The sequence below is a fragment of the Chitinophaga dinghuensis genome, assembly GCF_003259435.1.
Classification (GTDB): Bacteria; Bacteroidota; Bacteroidia; order Chitinophagales; family Chitinophagaceae; genus Chitinophaga; species Chitinophaga dinghuensis.
This window is the reverse complement of sequence record NZ_QLMA01000009.1, coordinates 51550-76974: the sequence shown is the minus strand read 5'-3', so window position 1 is coordinate 76974 and position 25425 is coordinate 51550. Positions and strand designations below refer to the sequence as shown.

At 43.3% G+C, this 25425-nt stretch carries 26 protein-coding genes; 15 read left to right on the top strand and 11 right to left on the bottom strand.

All coding sequences use genetic code 11. The features are described 5' to 3' along the window. Positions 1 to 5: 5 nt before the first annotated feature. Complete coding sequence (locus tag CLV59_RS23875) at positions 6 to 458, bottom strand: hypothetical protein (RefSeq protein WP_146616292.1); 453 nt, start codon at positions 456 to 458, stop codon at positions 6 to 8. 325 nt (positions 459 to 783) lie between these two features. Between CLV59_RS23875 and CLV59_RS23870 the strand changes: the two genes are divergently transcribed. The 6 genes from CLV59_RS23870 (at position 784) to CLV59_RS23845 (ending at position 5726) form a co-directional block, all read left to right on the top strand. Then, on the top strand, positions 784 to 1380 hold the full coding sequence (locus CLV59_RS23870) for an acyl carrier protein phosphodiesterase (protein ID WP_111594617.1): 597 nt from the start codon (positions 784 to 786) through the stop codon (positions 1378 to 1380). Positions 1381 to 1476: 96 nt separating this feature from the next. After that, the gene (locus CLV59_RS23865; protein WP_170137905.1) at positions 1477 to 2073 is read left to right on the top strand and encodes a DUF2911 domain-containing protein; all 597 of its coding nucleotides are present in this window, start codon (positions 1477 to 1479) and stop codon (positions 2071 to 2073) included. A gap of 297 nt (positions 2074 to 2370) precedes the next feature. After that, entirely contained in the window at positions 2371 to 3510 is a 1140-nt protein-coding gene (locus CLV59_RS23860; RefSeq protein WP_111594616.1) for a cystathionine gamma-synthase, read from the top strand. A gap of 139 nt (positions 3511 to 3649) precedes the next feature. Then, complete coding sequence (locus CLV59_RS23855) at positions 3650 to 4423, top strand: TIGR02757 family protein (protein ID WP_111594615.1); 774 nt, start codon at positions 3650 to 3652, stop codon at positions 4421 to 4423. 16 nt (positions 4424 to 4439) lie between these two features. After that, positions 4440 to 5381, top strand: coding sequence for a DUF6263 family protein (locus tag CLV59_RS23850; protein WP_146616291.1), 942 nt, complete (start codon positions 4440 to 4442; stop codon positions 5379 to 5381). Between the two features lie 3 nt (positions 5382 to 5384). Next, positions 5385 to 5726 carry a hypothetical protein gene (locus CLV59_RS23845; protein WP_111594613.1) on the top strand — a complete coding sequence of 114 codons (342 nt, stop codon included), beginning with the start codon at positions 5385 to 5387 and terminating at the stop codon, positions 5724 to 5726. 50 nt (positions 5727 to 5776) lie between these two features. On the opposite strand, the gene CLV59_RS23840 is transcribed toward CLV59_RS23845, so the two are convergent. Further along, complete coding sequence (locus CLV59_RS23840) at positions 5777 to 6439, bottom strand: sterol desaturase family protein (RefSeq protein WP_111594612.1); 663 nt, start codon at positions 6437 to 6439, stop codon at positions 5777 to 5779. Positions 6440 to 6564: 125 nt separating this feature from the next. Beyond that, a complete protein-coding gene (locus CLV59_RS23835; protein WP_111594611.1) occupies positions 6565 to 7809 on the bottom strand; it encodes a serine hydrolase in 1245 nt (414 codons plus the stop codon). A gap of 147 nt (positions 7810 to 7956) precedes the next feature. Here CLV59_RS23835 and CLV59_RS23830 point away from each other — a divergent pair, with 147 nt between their 5' ends. Both CLV59_RS23830 and CLV59_RS23825 read left to right on the top strand, forming a co-directional pair. Next, positions 7957 to 8970 (top strand): fumarylacetoacetate hydrolase family protein, encoded by a 1014-nt coding sequence (locus tag CLV59_RS23830; protein ID WP_111594610.1) that lies wholly within the window; start codon positions 7957 to 7959, stop codon positions 8968 to 8970. 5 nt (positions 8971 to 8975) lie between these two features. Next, positions 8976 to 9860 (top strand): flavin reductase family protein, encoded by an 885-nt coding sequence (locus CLV59_RS23825; RefSeq protein WP_111594609.1) that lies wholly within the window; start codon positions 8976 to 8978, stop codon positions 9858 to 9860. 81 nt (positions 9861 to 9941) lie between these two features. On the opposite strand, the gene CLV59_RS23820 is transcribed toward CLV59_RS23825, so the two are convergent. The 3 genes from CLV59_RS23820 to lysS form a co-directional block, all read right to left on the bottom strand. Next, complete coding sequence (locus CLV59_RS23820; protein WP_111594608.1) at positions 9942 to 10682, bottom strand: DUF4197 domain-containing protein; 741 nt, start codon at positions 10680 to 10682, stop codon at positions 9942 to 9944. A gap of 43 nt (positions 10683 to 10725) precedes the next feature. Continuing rightward, a complete protein-coding gene (locus tag CLV59_RS23815; RefSeq protein ID WP_111594607.1) occupies positions 10726 to 11559 on the bottom strand; it encodes a universal stress protein in 834 nt (277 codons plus the stop codon). A 120-nt stretch (positions 11560 to 11679) separates the two neighbouring features. After that, positions 11680 to 13194, bottom strand: a complete 1515-nt coding sequence (gene lysS, locus CLV59_RS23810) for a lysine--tRNA ligase (RefSeq protein ID WP_111594606.1) — start codon at positions 13192 to 13194, stop codon at positions 11680 to 11682. 328 nt (positions 13195 to 13522) lie between these two features. Between lysS and CLV59_RS23800 the strand changes: the two genes are divergently transcribed. Beyond that, entirely contained in the window at positions 13523 to 15652 is a 2130-nt protein-coding gene (locus tag CLV59_RS23800) for a S9 family peptidase (protein ID WP_111594604.1), read from the top strand. 622 nt (positions 15653 to 16274) lie between these two features. Here the strand turns inward: CLV59_RS23800 and CLV59_RS23795 are convergent. The 4 genes from CLV59_RS23795 to CLV59_RS23780 all read right to left on the bottom strand — a co-directional run bounded on the left by CLV59_RS23795 (position 16275) and on the right by CLV59_RS23780 (position 19821). Next, entirely contained in the window at positions 16275 to 16613 is a 339-nt protein-coding gene (locus CLV59_RS23795) for a tRNA-binding protein (RefSeq protein WP_111594603.1), read from the bottom strand. 239 nt (positions 16614 to 16852) lie between these two features. Further along, positions 16853 to 17602 (bottom strand): LPS export ABC transporter periplasmic protein LptC, encoded by a 750-nt coding sequence (gene lptC, locus CLV59_RS23790; protein ID WP_111594602.1) that lies wholly within the window; start codon positions 17600 to 17602, stop codon positions 16853 to 16855. A 111-nt stretch (positions 17603 to 17713) separates the two neighbouring features. After that, on the bottom strand, positions 17714 to 19012 hold the full coding sequence (locus CLV59_RS23785; protein ID WP_111594601.1) for a hypothetical protein: 1299 nt from the start codon (positions 19010 to 19012) through the stop codon (positions 17714 to 17716). A 173-nt stretch (positions 19013 to 19185) separates the two neighbouring features. Next, the gene (locus tag CLV59_RS23780; protein ID WP_111594600.1) at positions 19186 to 19821 is read right to left on the bottom strand and encodes an LON peptidase substrate-binding domain-containing protein; all 636 of its coding nucleotides are present in this window, start codon (positions 19819 to 19821) and stop codon (positions 19186 to 19188) included. A 252-nt stretch (positions 19822 to 20073) separates the two neighbouring features. Here CLV59_RS23780 and CLV59_RS29365 point away from each other — a divergent pair, with 252 nt between their 5' ends. From CLV59_RS29365 to CLV59_RS23760, 5 genes are all read left to right on the top strand, one after another. Next, positions 20074 to 20208: a hypothetical protein gene (locus CLV59_RS29365; protein ID WP_262511914.1), complete on the top strand. Its 135-nt coding sequence runs from the start codon at positions 20074 to 20076 to the stop codon at positions 20206 to 20208. 21 nt (positions 20209 to 20229) lie between these two features. After that, on the top strand, positions 20230 to 21279 hold the full coding sequence (locus tag CLV59_RS23775) for a glycosyltransferase family 4 protein (RefSeq protein ID WP_111594599.1): 1050 nt from the start codon (positions 20230 to 20232) through the stop codon (positions 21277 to 21279). A gap of 45 nt (positions 21280 to 21324) precedes the next feature. Then, the gene (gene meaB / locus CLV59_RS23770; RefSeq protein WP_111594598.1) at positions 21325 to 22227 is read left to right on the top strand and encodes a methylmalonyl Co-A mutase-associated GTPase MeaB; all 903 of its coding nucleotides are present in this window, start codon (positions 21325 to 21327) and stop codon (positions 22225 to 22227) included. A 4-nt stretch (positions 22228 to 22231) separates the two neighbouring features. Further along, positions 22232 to 22894: a DNA alkylation repair protein gene (locus tag CLV59_RS23765; RefSeq protein WP_111594597.1), complete on the top strand. Its 663-nt coding sequence runs from the start codon at positions 22232 to 22234 to the stop codon at positions 22892 to 22894. Between the two features lie 177 nt (positions 22895 to 23071). Further along, positions 23072 to 23398 carry a DMT family transporter gene (locus CLV59_RS23760; protein ID WP_111594596.1) on the top strand — a complete coding sequence of 109 codons (327 nt, stop codon included), beginning with the start codon at positions 23072 to 23074 and terminating at the stop codon, positions 23396 to 23398. A 5-nt stretch (positions 23399 to 23403) separates the two neighbouring features. Here CLV59_RS23760 and CLV59_RS23755 read toward each other — a convergent pair whose 3' ends face one another. Beyond that, positions 23404 to 24687, bottom strand: coding sequence for a chloride channel protein (locus tag CLV59_RS23755; RefSeq protein ID WP_111594595.1), 1284 nt, complete (start codon positions 24685 to 24687; stop codon positions 23404 to 23406). A 166-nt stretch (positions 24688 to 24853) separates the two neighbouring features. Here CLV59_RS23755 and CLV59_RS23750 point away from each other — a divergent pair, with 166 nt between their 5' ends. Next, positions 24854 to 25387 (top strand): protoglobin domain-containing protein, encoded by a 534-nt coding sequence (locus CLV59_RS23750; RefSeq protein WP_111594594.1) that lies wholly within the window; start codon positions 24854 to 24856, stop codon positions 25385 to 25387. The last annotated feature ends 38 nt before the right edge of the window (positions 25388 to 25425 follow it).

The following is a 25425-nucleotide window of genomic DNA, read 5'->3' as shown; positions in this document are numbered from 1 at the left end:
GTCAATTAAGCTTTCTGAAGACGTTCTTTCAGTACGATGGTACCATTTTCATCTGCTCTCAGTTTAGTCCAGTATTTTTCGCCTTCGAGCATAATCATATATACAGTACCGCCAGCTGATTCATATTCTACTACAGAGCTGATTTTGTTACCAGGATATTTTTTCATCATTCTGTTAACAACTGCTAAAGGCAGGCTTTCAGCTTCAATCACACGGGAAGTTACCAGCAACTGACCATCTGCATCAAAGTATGCACTCACCAGGGTATTGTTCAGGGTGAATTTAGCGGTGAATGTTTTGTTATCGTCTGTATACCATTTAACATCTTTAACATTCGCAAATGCATCACGGAATGACACTTTTAATTTGTTGCTAACAGCAGTCTCATAGGTGGTTGCATATACGCTGGAAGCAGTCAGGGTCAAGGCAGCAACTACGGCAAATAAGAGCTTTTTCATGGCTTTGAATTTTGAATTGGTTTTGAGATTAATTTGTTCGTTTGTGTTTTTGTTTGTTTGATGACTCAAAAGTACAGCGAGAAGGGGCGAGTGGTCAAGCCATTCTTTACTGATGGCACTATTTTGTACCAGTAAAGCATTACTTGTTGTCACTTCTGTTCCATTTCCCCTAAAGCACTGCCAGTAAGAGCTTTAATACACTGTTAGTTGGTGCCAATGAAGAAATGTTGCATGATTAAAAGTTAAAAGACTGTTAAATAGGATGGAATTGGGGAGATCGGCGTGATGAGTTACATTTGTTGTAACAAGAACTTACTGCTTCATTATGAACCACCTGGCCCATGCATACCTGTCGTTCCGCCATCCCGATCTGATCACCGGCAACCTGATTGCCGACTTTGTCAAAGGGAGAAAGCAACTCGAATTACAGGAGGAAGGGGTGAGGAAAGGTATCCTCGTTCACCGCGCTATTGATAGTTTTACAGACCAGCATCCGGTGACCTTTCAGGCTAAAACCTATTTCCGTGCTTCGGCAAGGCTCTATAGCGGCGTATTCACAGATCTTATCTTCGATCATTTCCTCGCTACAGACCCTTCCCGCTTTACAGACGAATCGCTTTATTCGTTTACCCGTTACGTTTACCAGACGATTGAAAGCAAAGGGAATACCCTCCCTGCCGGATTCCTTCAGATGTTCAAATACATGCGGGAATTTGACTGGCTGTACAATTACCGTACAACCGATGGTATTTCCAGCGCCATCCGTGGCGTAAGTCGCAGAGCCCAATACCTGGATACGCCAGGAGAAGTCATATTCGCCACCTTCATGGAACATTATGACGCCCTGAAATCCTGTTACCAGGAATTCTTCCCCGAACTGGAAGCGTATGTGAAAAGTCTCGATACAATAAAGAACCTTTAAACGCTGTTAATATAAGGCCTCCGCCTTTTTGGATTGACCAAAAATGTCTAGGTTTGGGGCCGAATTTCCATATCAAGAAAAAATACTTTCCGGAAGATGAAAAAAGCAATGATAGTTGCCTTTATGATGGGCATGTTCTGTTTAAGCGCTGGCGCTCAGGATAAAAAATTACCGCCGCTGGATGCCAGCCCTATGGACATGGCCTATTACCCTGTAATGTACCCTTACGTTGTAAAAGTGAAAGGCGAATCTGCCGGACCACTGATCGCCAGAGTAATCTACAGCCGTCCGCAAACCAAAGGCCGCGATATATTCGGTAACCTGGAAGAGTATGGTAAAATATGGCGACTGGGAGCCAACGAAGCGACGGAAATAGAATTCTTCCGCCCGGTTATCATCGCAGGTAAAGCCGTTCCTAAAGGTCGTTATACCATGTATGCGATTCCTACAGAGAAGAACTGGACCATTATCATCAATCGGGAAACAGATATCTGGGGCGCTTTCAAATATGATCCTGCTAAAGATGTGGTAAGAACCACCCTGCCAGTTATTTCACTCAATACCCCGGTAGAAGCCTTTACCATGGTTTTCGAAAAAGCTGATCCAGGCGCTAACCTGATCATTGCCTGGGATAGAGTAAGCGTAAATCTGCCTATCAAATGGTCAGATGCCACTCCTAAAAAATCAAAATAGAAGAAATAAAGAAAGGCGGTAAGAATACCGCCTTAAAAATTTTAACCATATCCTATGAAAAACCTAAAACAAATTTAATTCGTTTAATCTTTGCCGTTACTCCCGTTTTGGTGAACGCTGAAAAATTGTTCGTAAGCGTAATAAATAATACGATAATATTCTAATATTAGCTAAAATGGACAACCGTTAATCCCTCAATAAGTCATTTTTACCCCTCTTTTTTGTTTCCCCTTTCTTTCTCTAAAGGGCGTATATTTGGTTACCACCAGAAATTGTTCATTATAAAATATTTAAGACATGAAGCTGGGTACCAAACTCATACACGCAGGTGTAGCTCCCGACCCGTCTACAGGGGCCATCATGACCCCCATTTTCCAGACATCTACTTACGTTCAGTCCGCCCCCGGACAACATAAAGGGTACGAATACGCCCGCACCCAAAACCCAACCCGCGATGCCCTCCAGAATGCCCTCGCCGCCATTGAAAACGGTACGCACGGCATTTGCTTCGGCAGTGGCCTCGCTGCAACAGATGCTGTTCTTAAACTCCTCAATCCCGGCGATGAAATCATCGCCACCAACGATTTATACGGAGGCACCTACCGCATCTTTACCAAGGTATTCGCTAAATACGGACTGAATTTCACCTTCATTCCCATGCAGGATGCCCGTAATATCGAGGCGCATATCACCCCTAAAACGAAAATGATCTGGATTGAAACACCTACCAATCCATTACTCAATATCATTGATATTCAAGCAGCTGCACAAATAGCACGGAAAAATGAAGTGCTCCTGGCGGTCGACAATACATTCGCATCTCCCTACCTCCAGAATCCACTGGACCTGGGTGCGGACATCGTGGTGCATTCCGCTACCAAATACCTTGGCGGCCATAGCGATGTGGTACACGGCGCCGTCATTGTAAAAAATGAAGCGCTGGCCCAGCAACTGTACTTTATCCAGAACAGTACCGGCGGCGTTCCGGGCCCGCAGGATTGCTTCCTCGTACTCAGAGGCATCAAAACACTGCATGTTCGTATGCAACGCCACTGTGAGAACGGTGCTGTCATTGCCAACTACCTCCGTAACCACCCTAAAGTAGATAAGGTCTATTGGGCAGGATTCCCGGATCATCCGAATCACGATATCGCTAAAGCCCAGATGAGAGGCTTCGGTGGCATGATATCTTTTACATTGAAAGACGATAGCCTGGAATCGGCCAATCGTGTGCTCAGCAATACCCATCTTTTCTCCCTGGCAGAATCCTTAGGCGGCGTAGAATCCCTGATCGGACACCCCGCTACCATGACTCATGCCTCCATCCCAAGGGAAGAAAGAATCAAAAATGGCCTGGCCGATAGCCTGATCCGCCTCAGTGTCGGTATCGAAGATGCCGACGATCTGGTAGAAGACCTGAAAAAAGCGATCGGATAATACAAAGATGGCCGGTAACCGCTATCTTTACCGCTATCAAATTGCAGTAAACCATATCCTCAGTTTGCATACCGCATACTTACACGCATATACGCCTGTACGCATGCGGTATGACTGTTGATACACACGACATTGTATTATGAAGATCGAGCAGTTACGCGATTTCCTGGATGCCAAAGCAGCGCAGTATAATCAACCTGATTTTATCAAGAATGATCCGATTATTATCCCGCACAGCTTCAGCAAATTGCAGGACATAGAGATAGCCGGCCTGTTCGCTGCCATCCTCGCCTGGGGTAACAGAACAACTATCATCAATAAATGCAGGGAACTGATGAAAATGATGGATAATAGTCCATATGACTATATCCGTAACCATCAACCCCGCGAAAGAATGCAACTGATGTCTTTTGTGCACCGGACTTTCAACGGTCTGGATCTGCTGTATTTCGTAGAATTCCTCCAGCATTACTATTCCAATGTAACCTCTCTGGAATTCGCATTCAGCAGCCATATGTCGGAAGAAGATGAGAATGTGGAGAAAGGATTACTGGGGTTTCACAAGGTTTTCTTCGCGCTGGAACATCCGGAAAGAACGAGAAAACATATCTCCACACCAGCACGAAACAGCGCTTGCAAGCGGCTGAATATGTACCTTAGATGGATGGTTCGCCAGGATGAAAATGGCGTGGATTTTGGACTATGGAACCACATCTCACCATCTCAACTTGTATGCCCTATGGACGTACACGTGAGCAGGGTTGCTACCAGGCTCGGTATTATTTCAAACCCTAAAGCCGACTGGAAAACTGCAGTGTCGTTGACACATGCGCTGAAAAAACTCGATCCGGACGATCCGGCAAAATATGATTTCGCTTTGTTCGGTCTTGGTGTAATTGAAAAATACGTTTGATAAAATAAATGCTGTAATGAAAAGAATACTCGGAATAGCCCTCACGATGGTCATAGCGGCCACACAGGTCCAGGCACAGGAATACGTTGATCTTCATTATACCTTCAACAAAGGTGAACAATTCGAACTGGAACAGAAAAGTCGCTCAGAAACATACATGACTGTTAACGGCGCCCAAAGGCGTACTACCCGCGATTATAACAACATCATTGTTATTGACGTAAAAGACGTGATACCAGGTAAAGCAATACTGAGCTTCTACTACAAAGACCTGAAGTTCAATTTCAACGCAAAAAATACCAATATCGCCGTAGATGCGAAAGGTCCTGAATCAACAGAACCATTCCAGGCCGGACTTAAAAATATTCTGAAAAAACCTTTCACCGTGGAACTGACGTCTACCGGTATCATCACCAAAATCGATGGTCTGGACGATCTGCTGGAAGGGGCCGAATCGGCTTTCTCCAATCTGAAAAAAGATGAACAGGAAGCCTATAAAAAACTGATGAAAGACCAGTTTGGTACCGAGGCTTTCCGCAGCTGGCTGGAACAATTACTGGTGATGTATCCGGCTCATGGTATTAAAACCGGTACCCAATGGGAAGAAAATGTACCTATGCGCGGCGGCTTAGTAGGTTCTGTAGATCTTTACTGGAACCTGCAAACCTGGGATGCACAAACCGCTAAAGTAGGCGGCACCGCAAAAATTAAAACAGATAAAGTACAAACGATCACCGTAGATGATGATATTAAAGCCACTGCTGAAATCAGCGGTAGCACACAATCTCAGTACCTGATTAACCGTAGCTCCGGATTGCCCAACATTTGCGTTCAAAACATGGAACTCAACGGGTCCTATAAATACAAAGCCAACAGAGCAAAAGGTATTAAAAAGGATATAGACGTTCCCGTTAAGATTATCACGAACGCGAGCTACAAGATCAAACAAATGAAATAGTATATGTCACTGCCAGCCAATCACTTACAGGAAACCGCTCAATGGGCCAATCAGACATTCGAACTACGTATATCCGATCAGGTGAGTTATGAGGTACTCCGGGAACAACTGGCAGAAAGACTGAAACAAATAATTAGCAAGGACTTCCAACAATTCGTATTCCTGTTATACCGGATAGATGTATCAGAAAAGAAAGTACAACAGATCATACAGGATGCCGCTAAACTGGAAATAGAGCCGTATCAGGCTATTGCAGGATTGATTATAGAGAGACAACTGCAAAAGATTGCTTCCAGGGCCTCTTTCCGCCAGCAGCAACCTGATGATGATGAAGAAAAATGGTAATGATATTGCATAAAAAAAACCGGTTGAGATCTCAACCGGTTTTTTTTATGCTATTTGTTGAACATCAGTTCTTTCACTTTCTCTTTATCTTCCTTCTCCTTGTCCAAATCAAAGAAGGTACCGAATACCACATCCCACGCAGAAGAACTTACACCAAACCCTTTATCCTCACTCTTATAGTGATGCAGGTGGTGATTACGCCATAACGGCTTCAAAAATTTAAAAGGTGGATTCCAGGCATGAATAGCATAGTGCATGCTACCATAAATCAGGTATCCCAGCAAAAATCCAGGAAAGAACATAAATGTCCACTGACGCAGGAAAATATACTGTGCTCCAAAAATCGCGGATGCCAGTATCAGACTGGGCACCGGAGGCATAAATAAACGCTGTTTGTCTCTCGGATACTCATGATGATTACCATGCATCACATAAATAAACCGCTGTACTTTAGGACGATCGCTTGCAAAGTGAAAAATAAACCGATGCATGATATACTCAAAGAATGACCAGAAAAACATGGCCCCAAAAAATACCAGCGCAACAGTGCTTACAGCGAATCCCAGCGTGTCATGGCTATAGTATAACATATAGCCGATAATTGGCAAATACATACCCCAGATTACCAGAGGATGCGTTTTGGTGAGCATCTCCAGATACTGGCTCTCAAATAATCTTGCCTGTCCTTTGTTCTTAATCTTTTCAAACTTCATGACTCCCCAGTTTTAAGTTAATTACGGGAAATGAATAAAACCTATCTAACTATGTATCAATACAATTTGGGTAACGGGCATCTGAATACCTGTAGAGTAGGTCACTTCAAAAATGCGGAGCAAATTTACTGAGAATAATTTATTCTGAAGTTATTCAAATCTGGCACATTTGCTCGCTTTCGCTGAAGCTCATATTGATAAAACATCTCACCCATCTCCCGGAAAAATGGATAACCTACTTCTTCATATTCGTACTTATTGTCATTCAATATTCCATCACTATTAACGTATATGGTTCCTGTTAGTAAAAACTCAACCTTGTTTTTAAAGTCTACGATATAGGTGGCATCTGTCAGAAACCCATAAGACCAACCTGTTTTATTGAATACACGTATATGGTCTGGTATGTTTCGCCGCCCATCCTTAAAGAAGAAAAATTTTGTATAACTGTTGAAATACTCAGCCGTATCGTATTTCGGAAATCGCGACTCAGAGGGGTATTCCGACATGTATTGATAAAGAAATTGATAGTCGTCTTTCGTGAGATGAAATCTTCCCGACTCCGGCATTGATGTTGGAAAAATCACCGACTGTAATACTTGCTGCAAATCTTCCAATGGGAAATTATTGTGCCGGGTGAAGTCCATCGGACGAGGCACCAGGTGATCATCCTTGTCCAGGAAGCCCTGCCCGATACCTATCTCTTTGCTATAATCAAAGTTCAATGTGCTATATGCAGGAGGCTGGGAATAGATGGTTTTTCCATTATCCACAAAACGAATAGCCGGCGTGTGTCGGTTACCCTCTTCACTCAGCGGCATAAAGCGGCGAACAATGCGGGTCCGAGTGTATCCCATCTCCCATAAACGTTTATTCACCCGCTCCTGCCCAACGAACTCGTATAAACGATTATAGGCATCATTATCGCTGATCAGGAAAATCTCCTTGATATAATGCGCAACAGAAGGCAACCCATTAGCAGCACTTGAATCAGTATGCACGGTCACTTGTCCTTCCCAACTGCTGTCTGTCAGCATAGTCGTATTCCGGGTGAGCCCCTGCACTTTCAAATCATTGAGCTTTTCCAGGGCCAGCAAGGCAATAGGCAGCTTTACGGTACTGGCAGGATTGAAATACGTATCTGCGCTAACGTTAAAGTAATAATTTTTAAAATGTGGCTGATTGTTTTTATCTCGGTCGATCTGCGTATAAATCAGTTGATAACGAAAAGAGTCCGGATACTGTAACACATGTTTTAAAAATGGACTGGCATGCTCACGGATTAACGTTTCCGGCAGGCTGTCAGTTCGTACCTGGGACTGAGCCAACAATGGCATCATACACAGGGTAATCAACAATCTTCTAAGCATATACGATTTGGTTCATTAAGAATGACGTGCTTCATCAATATTTCCCCTACACTGAATTTATAAAAAATATTCCGGGGACTAAAGCTCCAGTGCGACTTTTCTTATATTTGACCATTCATATCATACAACCAGAACTACCACATTATCATGAAACTCGTTACGTATTTAAGAGAAGAGACCGACCAGTTGGCCATCCTGGTGGATGGACTATTATACAATACACAGGATCTTCATCCGGATCTGCCCAACAGCATACAGATGTTTCTCATGGCCTGGGAAGATGTCATCGATATTGCTTTACATGCAGATGCACAACTGAAAGCAGGTAAAAAAGTAGGTTCCGCATTTGGTATTCCTTTTGACAGTGTGCATATTCTTGCGCCAGTTCCGTTCCCAACTTCTTGCCGCGATGGTTATGCATTCCGTCAGCACGTTGCTGCCGCCAGACGTAACCGTAAAGTAGATATGATTCCGGAATTTGATGAATATCCCATTTTCTATTTCACCAATCACAATGCCATTCAGGGTCCTGGAGAAATTTCATGCATGCCGGATCATTTCGACAAACTGGATTTCGAACTGGAAGCAGCGATTGTAGTATGTAAGGCCGGTCGTAATATCAAGGCAGAAGAAGCAGATGAATACATCGGCGGTTTCATGATTATGAATGATATGAGCGCCCGTACATTACAGATGGAAGAGATGAAGCTCAACCTGGGACCTGCTAAGGGTAAGGATTTCAGCACCGTTATCGGGCCAATGCTCGTTACTCCGGATGAACTGGAATCATTCCTCATCCCGGCAAAACCGGGTCACACAGGTAAAAACTATAACCTGAAAATGACCTGTAAAGTGAATGGCATCCAGGTGAGTGAAGGAAATATGGGGGATATGGACTGGACATTTGCGGAGATACTGGAACGTTGCGCTTATGGCGCTAATATTCTCCCCGGAGATGTTATTGGTAGCGGTACAGTTGGTACAGGATGTTTCCTGGAACTGAACGGCACCGGCAAACTGAATAACCCTGATTACCAGGAACAATGGCTGCAAGCGGGTGATGTAGTGGAAATGGAGATTGCCGGTCTGGGTACGCTGAAAAATACTATCGTAAAAGAAGACAGCGACTTCTCCATTCTGGCCTTAAAGAAAAAAGCATAATCCTCATGCAGATAGTACCATCGTCTATTAAAACAAATGAGCTGCATGCCCTGCTACTGGGTGCTATTGCGCCAAGGCCCATCTGCTTTGCCAGTACCTTGGATAAAGATGGCAATCCCAACCTGTCGCCATTCAGCTTTTTCAACATATTCGGGAGTAATCCGCCTACGATTATCTTTTCGCCGGCAAGACGGGTAAGAGATAATACTGTCAAGCATACACTGGAAAATATTCTGCTCAACAAAGAAGTAGTCATCAACGTGGTTAACTATGCCATGGTACAACAAACTTCTCTGGCCAGCTGCGAATATCCAGCGGGTATCAATGAATTTGAGAAAGCCGGATTTACGCCAATTCCTTCCGAACTGATCAAACCTTTCCGGGTAAAAGAAAGTCCGGTACAAATGGAATGTATTGTGAGAGAAGTGATTGCCACGGGGCAGGAGGGGGGCGCAGGTAACCTTGTTATCTGTGAGCCTGTAATGATTCACCTCAATGATAACATCCTGAACGAAAACGGCAAAATTGATCCGCATAAAATTGATCTGGTAGCCCGCATGGGGGGCGACTTCTATTGTCGCGCTTCCGGAGATGCCGTGTTTGAAGTAGCCAAACCTAATATGAAATTGGGTATCGGCGTAGATGCATTACCGTTATCTATCAGAAACAGCAATATTCTTACTGGTAATAACCTGGGGCAACTGGGGAATGTACACGAAATGCCGGTGATAGATCCCGCTTTTAATGATGATCATCTGAAGCAAATCGTTCAGTACTATAGTATTACGCCGGATGAGATGGAAAATGAACTGCATCGCTATGCCAAGCAGCTACTGGCTGCGGAGAAAGTGCAGGAGGCCTGGCAGGTATTGCTTTCCGGGAATATGTAAGTAACTTATTCTACAAACAAAAAATGACATCGAGAGATGTCATTTTTTGTTTGTGCTTTCATCCACGTTTCGTGGAATTAATTATTTCGCACCGAATACTTTCTTCAGGATATCTGTAGTACGTGCAACAGGATTAGCGCGGATATTCACTTCTTCCTTACCAATCTGGTCAAACAGTGCATTCACTGCTTTAGTAGTCACAAAGTCCTGCAGATCCGGATTTACCTTGTTGAAGGTAGTCGGCAGTTTGTTATAGGAGGTAATGAGGTCGCCGTAGTATTTAGTAGCCATGGTGCTATCCAGGGAACCTTTGATTACAGGAGCAAAAGCCGCTTTCAGTTTATCTGTAGTTTTGCTTTTGAAGTATTCTGTAGCAGAAGTATTTCCACCTTTTACCAGGTTCAGTGCATCTGTCAATGTCATTTGCTTGATAGCGTCAACAAAGATTGGCGCAGCAAAGCCCATTGCTTTCTCAGCGGAACGGTTGATCTGGAGAATAGCGTTATCTACCAGTTTACCCATACCCAGCTGACGCAGCGTATTACCAATTTTCACCGCATCATCCGGCAGCAGCATTTTGTAAAGGTCGCTTCCGAAGAATCCATCTGTTTTATTCAGCTTCTGGATACCAGCGCTTACACCGTTTGCCAGGGCCTCTTTAATCGCAGAAGCAGCATCGGTTTCAGTAATACTGGATAGGGAACTAGTAGATGTAGTCGTGGTTTTTGACTGGCTCAGTTTTTTCAGTTTATTCAAAATCTGAGCTTGACTGGTATGCAGGCAAAATACACCCAGCAATACTAACAGTGATCGTTTAAGCATAGTAGTTATGATGATTACTAATAATGAATCAAATGTATAAAAATTATTCGTGTATTGTCAGCAACGGAACATGTGTTTTAAATGCCAGCTTACTGGTGCTACTTCTTTTAAAAATACTCTCAAAAAGGCCATGCTTCTTAGGTATAGTCAAAATCAGATCTGCATGATTGGCCTCTGCAAAATCAACAATGCCCGATACGATATTTGTATTATCCAGAAAATGATACACCGGATTATATCCTTCCAGTAATGTATCCAGCATTAACGTTTCGAATGGCGTATCTGGCGTAAAATGCTTGCTTTCATGGTCGATGTTAATTACATGTAGTTCTGCTTTAAAGGTGTTTAATAATTTCTTCAACAGTTCTACCGGTGTGGAATCCACCACATGTCGCATATCACAGGCAAACACGATCTTTTCGATTGGTTTGAATCTGGCGACAGCCGGAACAACTAATACCGGTGTGGTAGTATGTTTCACCACATCGATGGTATTGGAACCTACCAGAATTTCTTCCAGTTTACTGCCTCCGGTAATGCCCATAATGATCAGGTCCGCCTCTTCTTCTTTGCAAACATCATTAATGGTAGCGGCCAACAGGGTGTTATCTGCCCTTGCCAGCAAGGTGACTTTATCTCCGGCCAATGGCTGCAATTCCTTCGTCATTTTGTTCAGGCCCTCCATACTGGATACCCGCAGGTCGTCTGCGTTTACCATAGGCACTGCAGTGGGTACATCCGGGATGGGTACTATCAGTTCGTAAGCATGGTACAGCACGACTCTCTCAACTCCCATAGCACGCGCCATATCAACGGCATAGGTAGCTGCGTTGAAAGCGATGTCTGAAAAATCCGTCGGAACGAGCATTGTTTTCATATAGGCAGTGTTTAGGTTACTTCTTAAGTTAACGAAGTATTCGCTAAAATGTTCCAGCCCTATAAAGCAAAAAGCTGACCAGTTACTACCAGTCAGCTTTCTTACTTATGTTATTTAATGTTAATCCATTTTCTCAGGTTTCATCTGCGGGAAGAACAGTACATCCTGGATAGACGGCTGATTAGTCATCAGCATGGTCAGCCTGTCGATACCGATACCGATACCGGAGGTTGGCGGCATACCGTATTCCAGAGCACGTAGGAAATCGTAATCGATATACATCGCTTCATCATCACCACGTTCCATCAGTTTCACCTGATCTTCGAAGCGCTCACGTTGATCAATAGGATCATTCAGCTCGCTATATGCATTGGCAATTTCCTTTCCATTCACCATCAGCTCGAAACGCTCAACCAGTCCGGCTTTGCTACGATGCTTTTTGGTTAGTGGACTCATTTCTACCGGATAGTCAGTGATGAAGGTAGGTTGGATGTAATGTCCTTCGCATTTTTCACCAAAGATCTCATCGATGAGTTTACCTTTTCCGAATTTAGGATCTACGTGGATTTCCAGTTTTTTGCATACTTCTCTCAGTTGTGCTTCATCCATTTCTGAGATATCAAAACCTGTATGTTCTTTGATAGCTTCAAACATGGTTACACGACGGAAAGGCGCTTTGAAATCGATCACTTTCTCGCCTACCTGCACTTGTGTAGTACCGTGTAATGCGATCGCTACTTTTTCCAGGAGGGTTTCAGTGGTGGTCATCATCCACTCGTAGTCTTTGTAAGCGGCGTACATTTCCATAACGGTGAATTCAGGGTTATGGGTACGGTCCATCCCTTCGTTACGGAAGTCTTTTGCAAATTCGTATACCCCTTCAAAACCACCTACAATGAGGCGTTTCAGGTACAGTTCATTTGCGATACGCAGGTATAACGGGATATCCAGTGCATTATGATGTGTAATGAACGGACGTGCAGTAGCACCGCCAGGAATAGGCTGGAGAATAGGCGTTTCTACTTCCAGGTATCCGAGGTTGTTATAGAAATCGCGGATGGTTTGCATGATCTTGGTACGTTTCATGAAAACGCTCTTCACATCAGGATTGATGATCAGGTCCGCGTAACGTTGACGGTATTTGAATTCCGGATCGGTAACGGCATCGAAGGTTTCGCCTTCTTTTTCCTTTACGATCGGTAATGGACGCAGTGCTTTTGCCAAAATAGACAGTTCACTCACGTGAACAGAAGTTGCACCGGTTTTGGTAACGAAGGCATATCCTTTCACACCAATGAAATCGCCAATGTCTACCAGCTTCTTGAACACAACATCATAGAGGGTCTTGTCTTCTCCAGGGCAAATATCATCCCGGCGTACGTATAACTGGATTCGTCCTGCTGCATCCTGCAATTCTACAAATGCCGCCTTACCCATGTCACGTACACTCATGATTCTACCTGCCAGGCAAACGTCCTGGAATTGCTCCTTTGTTTCTTCCGAATAGTTTGTTTTGATATTTACGGAAGTACTATTTACCGGATATTCGGCGGCTGGATATGGATCTATGCCCAGTTTCTGCAGCTCCTGTAATTTTTCCCGGCGGATAATCTCTTGCTCTGATAATTGTGTCATGTGATTCAATTGGAGTGCAAATTTAATTCAATAATACAGAAGGAACAAGGAATCAAAGATTAGGGCAATAGGAAAGGGCTGTAAGACTACAGCCCCTTACTTTTTGACCATATCCTATGAAAACCGGGATAAAAGTAAGTCAGCCTACTGCGAATTCTGGCAGTACTTTCCACATGAAGGGTTTAAGCCTATGAATGGCGGGAATTCTCCTTTTGGCGGCAGCTTCAGGCCTCCGCTCATGGAATTTTATATCCAGCTTATGTGGTTGAATGCTTATTTTCGTCCGCGCCAACACGCATCTAACCGGCAAAAGTTATATTAACTAATTATGAGAATTGTATTTCGATTAAAACCAACCTGTATTACAGGTGCAGCCCTTTTATGGCTCGCCGTTCCACAGTTAAAAGCCCAGGAAAAGCAAGACATCTCTTTTGACCAGGCTTTCAACGGAAAGACTACCGGTATCACTATTCCACTACCCGCCGTAAGAGGCTGGGCAGATGCCGATCATTACATAGAAATCCGCGACAAGCAAGCCTATAGCATTGATGTACGTACTGGCAATGCCACCGTTTACACGGCGCCTGTTGGCGGTCCCCATGTGGATATCCACCATAAAGACATCTTTTACACCGGCAATGATGGCAAAGAAATTCAGCTGACCAGCTCACCTGAAGAAGAAAAAAATCCCACCCTATCTCCCGATGGGAAATTTGTGGCATTTACCCGTAACAATGATTTATATAGTATAGAGATAGCCACCAAAAAAGAAATCCGCTATACCCACGATGGTACAGACGTAATTTATAATGGCTGGGCATCCTGGGTGTATTACGAGGAAATCCTTGGTCGCCCTACCCGCTACCGCGCATTCTGGTGGAGCCCAGACAGTAAGCATATTGCCTACATGCACTTCGACGATACCAAAGTGCCTGTATTCCCTATCTACAGCGAAAAAGGACAGCATGGCTATCTGGAAAACACCCGTTATCCGAAAGCAGGAGATCCAAATCCGGCGGTAAAACTGGGCATGGTGGCTGTGGAAGGTGGAAAGACAGTATGGGCCGACTTCAACGAAAATGATGATCAGTACTTTGGAACGCCATTCTGGACTGCCGACAGTAAAAATCTCTGGATTCAGTGGATGCCCCGTAGTCAGGATAACCTGAAAATTTACAGCATCAATCCGGAATCTGGCGCGAAGAAAGAAGTATATGATGAGAAACAGAAGACATGGATCAACTGGTTCACCGACGTTCCATTTATCGGAGCCCAGGGCTTCCTGTTACAGAGTGACAAAACTGGCTGGTCACAGTTGTATCTCCATAACATGGATGGCTCATTGAAAAAACAACTGACCAATGGCAACTGGACCGTGAAGGAAGTTCTCCAGATCGATGAGAAAAACCAGGTAATCTATTTCACTGCCCGTAAGGAAGCTTCTACCCGATTTGACCTCTATAAAGTTAGTCTGAAAACAGGCGCATTAACCCGTCTTACTTCCGGCAACTATAATAATACTATCAGCATGGCCCCAGGTGGTAAATATTTTATCACCACTTACAGCAACTTATCTACCCCATCTAAAATGGCATTGGTAGACAATAACGGTAAGGTTATCCGGGAGCTGGGCGATAGCAAAGGACCAGATTTCGATAAATTCAACGTTGCCAGAACAGCACTGAAGTATTACAAAACCCGTGACGGTCTGGAATTACCAATGACCATCACCATGCCGCTGCATATGCAGCCAGGTAAAAAATATCCTATCCTCATCAGTATATATGGCGGTCCTAATGCCGGAACGGTGTACGATACCTGGAAATATACCCCGGTTCAACAGTGGTGGGCACAGGAAGGCGTTATTCAGGTAGCTATTGATAACCGCAGCAGCGGACATCTGGGTAAAACCGGGATGAATTATATCCATCGTAAACTTGGTATCTATGAAATCGAGGATTACATGGATGCGACCAAATGGCTGCGTTCCCAGGAATGGGCAGATACTGCGAAAGTATGTATGACTGGCGGTAGCTTCGGCGGTTACATGACTTGCATGGCAATGACCTACGGTGCGGATGTCTTCAACTATGGTATGGCTAATTTCGCGGTGACCGACTGGCATCTGTACGACAGCCATTATACTGAGCGATATATGGATACTCCAGCGGAGAATCCGGAAGGTTATAAAGTAACTGCGGTAATGCCTTATGTGAATAAATATCATGGGTTAATCCGCATTACCCATGGTACCATGGATGATAACGTACACATGCAGAACTGTATTCAGTTGATTGACGAAATGGAGAATCAGAACAAGCATTTCGAATTCATGCTGTATCCTGGTGAGCGTCATGGATGGGGAGCGCCTAAGAATGTGCATTCCAATAGCGAGTCCTACCGTTTCATTTACAACAACCTGTTGAATAAGCCTTTTCCGGCAGGGTTCAATAAGTAATTATAGCGATAGCTAAAAAGCAAAAGCCCGTCTCTACTGAGTAGAGACGGGCTTTTTATATAATAAAATCAAGAGTTCCTAAAATAGAAACGGGGCTGCAAGACTACAGCCCCGAAAAATTTTAACCATATCTTTATTGAAAAACCTACACCAAAGATGGCCGTTTTTCCCATATGGGTACAAGTGATTTTTGTGAACGATGCATTTTAACCGGGGAACGTTAAAAAAACGACAGTTAACGTATGTCCCAGAAAAACACTTTATTATTATTTATATATGATAAATATTGACACAATTAATTAATAATCAATTATTTATGTGCAGACGACAGCCGATTTGGTGGGAGAGGGAATAAAAAAAGGGTGGTAAGAATACCGCCCTTGTAATAATTTTAACCATATCCTATGAAAAACCTAGAACAAAGATATATCGAGGAATTTGCTAATAGTTTCCAAATCCGTGAACGATAAAATTTAGTTCGTAAACATCAGGATATGGTAAATATCTATTCGTATTATAAAAAATATAATATTATAGGAAAAAAGAATTTACGAATGTTTATATCTATATAAACATCAGAATCAATTTACTCTAACTACTTGATTAGTTGGTATTAAAATTTTTATCCAACTCTAAGACCGTTTTCTACGGGGAGGCCAGGTTGTAAGAGGGTAACAGATTTATTTGGGCCTACAGCGCCTAATACCAGGCACTCAGACATGAAGGTGGCAATCTGTTTACGGGGGAAGTTCACAACGGCGATGATCTGCTTACCGATTAGTTCTTCTTTAGCATAAAGAACGGTAATCTGGGCGCTAGATTTACGGATACCTATTTCGGGCCCGAAATCAATTACTAATTGGTAAGCTGGGTTACGTGCTCCTGGAAAATCGTTTGCTTCCAGTATAGTACCTACTCTCATTTCTACTTTCTCAAAATCCTGCCAGTTGATCAAATCCATAGTTCCGTTAATTATTGACTGCAATAAACCGAATATAATAAAATCCAGTCAGATTTGAAAAATTACGAAGGAATAAGTATTAATTTTTTAAAATGAGAAATATCAAATAAATATTAAAAATTTGATATGCTGGCATAGTTATTGAAGTTTATTGAATCAAATTTTAGGTTAAAAAATAGGTTAAAGCGAAAGAATCCCACCTGCAGAGGTGGGATTCTTTCGTTTATGCCGTAGGCGAATTATTTGTTGGAGCTATCTTTCAGCGGTTTTATTTTTTGTCGCTCCATATTAGATGGCAGCGTAGGTGCTGAAGCTGGCGGCGCGCTCTGCACTCCGTTGGGCCCTGGTGCAGGAGGAGTTACTGCTGGCGTAGCCGGCGTGATAGGCGGCAATGGCTGCGGAGTAACCGTAGCGGAAGGAACAGCGTGAACCGTGGTATCTTCTGCCATAGCGGTGCTGTCTTCCATTGTAATAGGACCGCTCACCTTCAGGATCTTTTTCACAGAGAAATCTTCATTGGCTTCCAGTCCCCAACCGTGAAGCTGAGATGTAGGCGTATTAATGAATACTTCTTTGGTAGAATAGAAGAGATGACGATGTGGGTCATAATTCAATTCATTTCCATCCAATCGCTCCCCCTTACTGGTGATAAGTACCACAGAGTCAGACAGATACACAAACCCTTCTTCCTCCAGGTATTTACCGTGTTTGGCAGTGAGGGTAGTGGTTACTGCAAGCGTGGAATCGTACATAAGCACTTTCAGGCCTTTTTTAAACTCAACATAGGTGGGTTTATCCAGGCTTCGTTCCATTTCCGGAGCGGTTAACTTAGAACTTACCTTTCCTTTCTGGCTGAAGATGACAACGATATCGGAACCATTTTCAACGGCAGCCTTCTTGGAATCAAATGCCATAACCGCCTGCATATCGTTTTCACAACTGCTGGCATAAATGGCTATCAGGAAAAAAATAATAATCCTTCTTATCATGGTATACTAAAAAAGAAATGCAGTGAATGCCAGGCGAAGATAAAAAGATTTTATCTCCCTAATCATACACTGCATTTCTATTTAATGATGTGGATAACAGTTTGGAAACTGTTAATCGTATTTACGCTTGATAAACCATCTGTCGCTCAGCGTAAAGCCAATAGACACACGGTATACATTTTCCTGGATAATGCTCTGAGAATTACCGCGGTGGGCAACTTCAAAGGCCAGGTTCAGCATGCTATACTGATTGCTGTAAGCCAAACGACGAACAGGTAAACCAGCGCCAAGGGTGAAACCCATAATTGGCATGCTATTATTATTTAAATAAATATAATCACGACCGTAGTAAGCACCTAAACGGTAAGCCACGCGATTCCAATAACCGCTAAGCGCCGTCAGATTTGGAACAAACTGGCCACCAATAGACGCTTTCCAGGAATTCTGAACAGCAGTGTCCTTTACGCCGTAAGATTTAAAATCCGATCCCCATTTGGTAGTAGTGAAATCCGCACCAATCTGCCATTTATCCAGTTTACGAAGGAGAAGACCTCCACCAAACTCAGCAGGATAAACCACCTTACCTCTTTCACCTTGTACATATTTTACAGTATCCACATTGGTGAAATCGTTGTTGGCAGCATCATACATGGCTGTTTCAGATAATGCTACCTGTTTGGCGTTCATATTCTGGCTTGCACTTCCGGTAGCGCCAAAGGTCAGGTCCATATCTTTATTGAGCTTCGCTTTGTACTGAATACCTAACTTATAGAAAAAGCTGCTGTAGCTGATTCTGTTCATGTGACGGGAAGCGAAGATGGTAGAACTAGGATAAACAATAGTAGTGGTGTTCTGGAGATTACCAAACAGGTAACCAATGTTCACCCCAATGCTAAATGCACCGATACCTACACCTGTACCGCCATACACCTGATAAAGACCACCACTTCCTTCATATCTGTTCTGCAATGGCAGATTCAAAGTATCAAAGAAGTTCTGGTTAAAGGGTTGCTGAATATTATAGGAAACCCTCGTCACTGGACGAAGACCTATATTCAGACCCCACTTCTTTTTGATAGGAACGCCCAACTGCAGATAAGAGAGGGTACCAAAGCCAGAACTGAAGCTGCTGTTACCGTCGCGAATACTACGGGCGCCACCTTCAATACCGATATCAAAGGATGTTAATAGTAAATTGGAATAACTGGCCGGGTTGATGAAATTCACAGACTGCGGATCATTATACGCTTGTGAAACGCCCCCCATGCCACGGTTGACAATGTTCTGGTTGTTATTCAGATCACCCAGTCCGTAACGGGAGTATGGTGAATTGTCCTGTGCTAATGCATTATTTGCTACAAGTAGGAGAGCTCCAAAGAAACAAAGAATGCTGACTTTTGTCCGATGCATTGAGTTACAGAATTGTTTTTAAACCCGTTTATCAGAAAAATTATGGGTCTGCAAATATCTAATTTTTAAGGCGTGAAGCAAAAAAAACCAAAATACTGCCTGTTAAAACCTCGTTAAAGTTGGCAATTTTATCTTCTCAAATCCTTGCCAGATCATCATCTTGAAAAAAAATATCACAAGTCGCCAGCAGATAAATTTCGGAAATGACCATTAAGTTTAACCCTTTCTTTCAGGCGTTCCATCTCGGCCATCATAGGAATTACTTTATGTAAATGCCGCTTCAGATACTCCAGTCGCTGGACTTCATAGAATAAATGTAACATTTCGTATTCCTCTGATAATGAAAGACCTGCATGATGTGCCAGGTCGTAAGAGGTGAGTTCACTATCTGGTTTTTTGAAAGCTTTATGTACCTGAAGAATAGAATGCAATTCCCTAATTCCATGAATTACTTCGTCCAAAAGCTTATTATTAGCGGTCATATTATTCGCCGGGTAGCTCACAATAGCGCCGGAATATAATTTCTCGGGGATCTGATGGATTAACTCCAGCACCCGGAACACGCTGTCTCCCCTCGTAATTACGTCCATCTCCCCATTATCATAGAGCTTTTCCACCTTTTCCACTTTCACCAGGGTACCATATTCCATGATATTCTTGTCTACCACGGCAGGAATTCCAAAGAGTTTCCCCTCGGCCACACATTCAGCCACCAACTGTTTAAATCTGGGTTCAAAAATATGAAGGTTCAGTTGTTCACCCGGATAAGCTACAGCTCCTAAAGGAAATATTGGAATAAAGTTCGTCATAGCAACAAGTTATAAAATATAGAGAATATATTGGCCGCAGGTCCGGCATATTTCACATAACAATAGGGAATAAATGTAATTGTCTCCTAATAACTGATTATATTGTAAAACTTTTCATATACTAATCATTGTAAAACTGGGAGATGCCAACCATTCTATCGGCAATATTCATTGGATGTCGTCCATTGATTCAGGGACACACGCGGACCGCATAACCAGTTATATGAAAAGGCTGTACACCTCATGATTAGCATGATGAAACTGCAAAACCTGGCTAAAGGTCAGAGAAATAATGAACCTTTGCAGGGAAAAACCGGGCATCAAGGTACTCCAGGTCAGGAGGAATCCACTGCCAATGCGAGTAAAACTTATTATCAGAAAACATAATAGCGCTACAACTATTACACAATGACACGCTACGTCTTTGACTGCGAAAGAATGAAATATCCTAACACCGGTCTGTACACCTACTGTTTACAGCTCGGGAAAGCCATGCTCGCACAACTTACACCTTCAGAAGAATTAACTTTTTATGTTCCTGCCGGACAAAAGCCGGATTTCGGTCCAGGCGCTAAATTCCTGGAGCAAAAGTCGTGGCATAAAGTCATAATGCCACATCGGGCACCATATGATGTCTGGCATACCGCCTACCAAAGCTCCGCATATGCGCCGGCCAATAAAAAGACCACTCGTATCCTGACTATTCACGACCTGAATTTTCTTTACGAGAATAAAACGCCCGCCAAACGTCAGAAGATGTTGAAATGTGTACAGGCGGCCATTGATTCCAGCGCCTTTATCACTACCATCTCTGAATATGTAAAACAGGATGTGGAAAAACACCTGAATGTAGATGGCAAACCAATCCGGGTGATCTATAACGGCTGTAATGTGGCGGAATTTCCAGGCTTTGATCAGCCGAATTATAAACCCGCCCGACCTTTCATTTTCACCATCGGAACGGTATTACCTAAAAAGAACTTTCACGTACTCCCGTGCCTGTTAGCCAACAACGATATGGAACTGCTTATTGCAGGCAATATTAATGAAGCATATGCAGAAAAAATCAGGCAGGAGGCGCAACAATATGGCGTAACAGACCGCGTAAAAATTCTCGGTCCCGTTAAAGATGAAGATAAATACTGGTACCTGAAGAACTGTACTGCCTTTGCTTTTCCTTCTATTGCAGAAGGATTTGGCATACCGGTCATTGAAGCGATGCATTTCGGCAAACCAGTGTTTCTTTCTACACATACCAGCTTACCGGAAATTGGAGGGAAGTTTGCTTATTACTTCGACTCCTTCGATCCCAAAGCTATGCAGACAGTTTTCGAAAATGGATTAAACAATTTCCGAAACAACGGTAATCCGGAAGCAATCATCAAACATGCCGACAGCTTTTGCTGGGAAAAGGCGGCAAAGGAGTATCTGAGCATTTATCGTTTACTGATTGATTAGATCAGTATTGTCGCTATTTTTGTAGCCAAATCAGTTACTATTCAAATGTATCAGCAGTATTTATCCGGACTATTACAGGGCGATATAAAATCGCTGGCAAGATGTATTTCACTCGTTGAAAATGAGGCCGCCGGTTATGAATCACTGCTGGAAAATTTACCTGCCGGCAACCAAACCAAAGTTATTGGAATTACCGGCCCTCCGGGAGCAGGTAAAAGTACCTTGGTCAATGCCCTGATACAACACCTCTTACAACTACAGAAGAAGGTAGCCATCATTGCAGTGGACCCGTCTTCTCCATTTAACTTCGGCGCCTTACTGGGCGATAGAATCCGAATGAGTCAGCATTTCAATAATCCGGATGTATTCATTCGTTCGATGGCTAGTCGCGGCGCATTGGGAGGCCTCAGTCCTAAAATCATTGAAGTCACAGACCTTATCAAGGCCGCAGGTTTCGATTATGTTTTTGTAGAAACAGTAGGCGTAGGACAGAGTGAAGTAGAAGTCGCAGGAATCGCAGATACGACAATCGTAGTTGTAGTGCCGGAAGCCGGAGATGAAATTCAGACAATGAAAGCAGGTCTGATGGAAATTGCCGACATCTTTGTAGTCAATAAATCTGATCGTGCTAATGCAGATGAATTCGTACGCAATTTGCGTATACTCGCCCATATACGTCAGCATGATGATTGGGAAATACCTGTTATTAAAACCGTCGCTACGCAATCTACCGGTGTAGAAGAGCTGACAACTGCTATTAGCGCGCATCACCAGCAAGTGCAACAACATCAGCAACGGCATGCCTTGTTGCTGGCGGAGAAAGCCTGGCAGTTGATTCAGTACAGACGCATGAAAGATATCAGCAAAAGAGAATTGCATCAAGAGATATCATCGTTATTAAAAACATCTTCGTTTAACCTTTACCGTTATATACGCACTAAAAGTTAAGGTCATGGAATATATCAAACTGATCACGAAGTCATTCAAGAACTTCGCTAATAAAGAGGAAGCCGCCGGTATGAAGAAATACATGCGGGATCAGTTTGAGTATTTTGGTCTTAAAGCCCCACTCAGAAGAAACATTCAGCGCGCAATTAAGGCACAGCATGGTGTTCCGCATATCTCAGAAATGCCCGCATTCATTTATGCAATATGGGAATTACCGGAAAGAGAATATCAATATGTAGCCATGGATATAATGCAGTCCATGCACAGACAATTCGAGGAAGAACATATTGCACTCTTTGAATTTATGATTCTGAACAAATCATGGTGGGATACGGTAGATAATATTGTCAGTGGGCTAGCAGGTCCATGGTTCCGTAAATTTCCGGAACAACGTAAAGCGATTACTGACGGATGGGTAAAAGATTCGAATATGTGGTTGCAGCGAAGCGCTATTATCCATCAGAGTGGATGGAAGAAAGATACAGATGAGAAATTATTATTCCGGTATATACTGGCACATATAGACTCCAAGGAATTTTTCATTCAGAAGGCCATAGGCTGGGCTTTGCGGGAGTATTCAAAAGTAAATCCGCAAGCAGTTATAAAATTTGCTGATGCCCATCCCCTGGCAGCACTCAGCAGGAGAGAAGCATTACGCAGGATATAGGTATACTCCAGGTACAAAAAAATGATTACCTTTGCGCCATGCGAACTATTCGATTCGGCATATTAATCGCTTACGCGGTATTCAACTACGGCCTCTAATCTCAGGCTGACGGGCGTTTCATGCCCATTCCCTTCTCTTATTATTTCTGTATTGATAATTCATTAAATCTGGTTTATTATGGCATGGTTATTCCTGTTCATTGGAGGACTGTTTGAGGTCGGTTTTACTGTATCCCTGAAGTTCTCAGAAAACTTTACAAAGCTCTGGCCTTCTGTGAGTTTCTTTGTCTGTATTTCACTCAGCTTCTTTTTTCTGAATAAAGCTATTAATGGCGGACTGCCAATAGGCACTTCTTACGCCGTATGGACGGGCATCGGCGCTGCCGGAACTGCCATTGCCGGTATGATTTTCTTTAAAGAACCAGCAGTATTCTGGAGAATATTTTTCCTGGTAACACTGATTGCTTCTATTGCAGGGCTGAAATTTGTGGCTGGAGGAGAATAAATATTTTACAGCTGGAAATCTTCTCTGGTAGCAGTTTCCAGCTGCTTTACCTTTTTAGCTGATAATAAATAAGTGATGGCGTATGCTGTAAAACATGCGGCTATCATAAAAGGTATTACGCGTATATCTCTGCTAATTTCAAGCGCTAATACAAGTGCCGTAATAATGGCTCTGGTATTGGCGGTGAGCATAGCCAGCATACCTGCCAATGCTGCCAGGGAAGGACTCACATGCAGCTTTGGAAAACATAGCTGGAAGATGAAGCCTATCAACATTCCCCATCCGGCGCCTATGAGTAATGTATTGGTAATAGAAGCCCCTGTATTTAAACCGCCATTATATACCATGCTTGTCAGTAACCTGATAAAGCACATCACAAGTATCACCCGAAAGGTAACCGTTCCTTGCAATAAGGGAAGAATGAAATTGTTACCTGGGCCGGCGGTCTCCGGATAAACATAAATAGCAATCCCTACTATAGCTGCACATATCAAAAACCACCACATACGCATATCGTTCGTTTGACGGAAACGGTTATTCAGCCAAAGATATACGCGGCGGTATAAAGCAGCCAGCAAACCAGTGATAACGCCAGTAATAGCGCATAACCATATTAACGTATATTCATTACTGTTAGACACGGTAAAACCATAACTGATTGGTTTCAGCAATAGCTGCGCAACAGTAGACACACCAATAGCGAGTATCACAGGAATGAGCGTCACCGCAGTGAGTTCGGACAGGAACAATTCAATTGCGAGTACCAATGCAGCAACAGGGGCGCCAAAGCACCAGGTGAAAGCGCCTGCCAGTCCTGATACTGCCAGTATTTCGCCTTCAGTAGCCGTTAGTTTGAAGAAGTCTGTCAGATATTTTACAATAGTGATATTTCCGAGAGATATGATGTTATCCATTCCTACCGGAGCCCCTGTAGCGGCGGTGGCAGACAATCCAATGGGAGAGAAGGCATTGATTTTTTTACGGGTAAGTAGCCAGATCGCAGCGCCTGCTATGGGGATCACGATCAGGAATATGCCCAATCCGCTGTTATCCAGGTCTGGGAAGCTAGTGGCAATACGTCCAAGGAATAGAAGATTGGCTAATATAGGAATCAATGTATTTAATCCCCATGCGAGCGCCATTCCTAATGTAGCTGCTAAAATAGCCACCAGGCTAAGCTTGAATAATTTAGGCGATTGCGTGTTATTTGCGACTGTGGTTGGACGCAGCCATTCCGGCGGAACAACAGGCATACGATATGTATTCAGAGAGTAGAAGCCGTTCTTCATGGATTGATCAGGTATGAATCAAAGCTATAATGTTCTTCTCAGAATCTCAAATGATTTTAATATGTCTTCACTTTCTTGTTAATCTGTTGTAAAAATTTTTCCCGTTAGGAAGCCTTATCATATATTGTAATTTCTAAGCAATCGAGAGCCCAAAATTTTGACCATTATGGACCATTCTGACCTGCATTCGGACCAGAGCAGACCCGCTGTTCCGGCGATTAGTTTACAGGAATTGGTATTATTGAAGAGGATGTTACTGTTTACGCAGGAAGATGAAAAACTCTTGCATATAGCGGCGCCCATCTTAAAATCATCCCTTGGGGTGATTTTACAGCGTTGGTATAACTATATTCGGACAGACAGTTATCTATCTTCTTACTTTGATATTAGCAGTGAAGCGGCTTTCCGCAACTCACACTTTAGTACCTGGCTGCAACAGTTATGTAGTCGTCCGGAGAGCCAAAACTGGCAGGAAGTGGAGCGGAAGGCAGATGAAAATGTGGTTGCATTGCATTCCTTACAACCGGAATTATTGCGTTATCTGGTAGTTATGGGTTATCCTGTTATTCGATTTGGAACAGAGGCCATTGCAATCAGTAGGCTGGAACCTGCGCTGGTAGGGCGTATTGGGGCAGCCTGGTATAAGGCAGTTACTTTGAGTCTGGCCCTTTGGGCATATCCATCTTCTCCTTCGAAATAGCGCAGACAAAATACTTATCAAGCTGTTGCAAATATTGG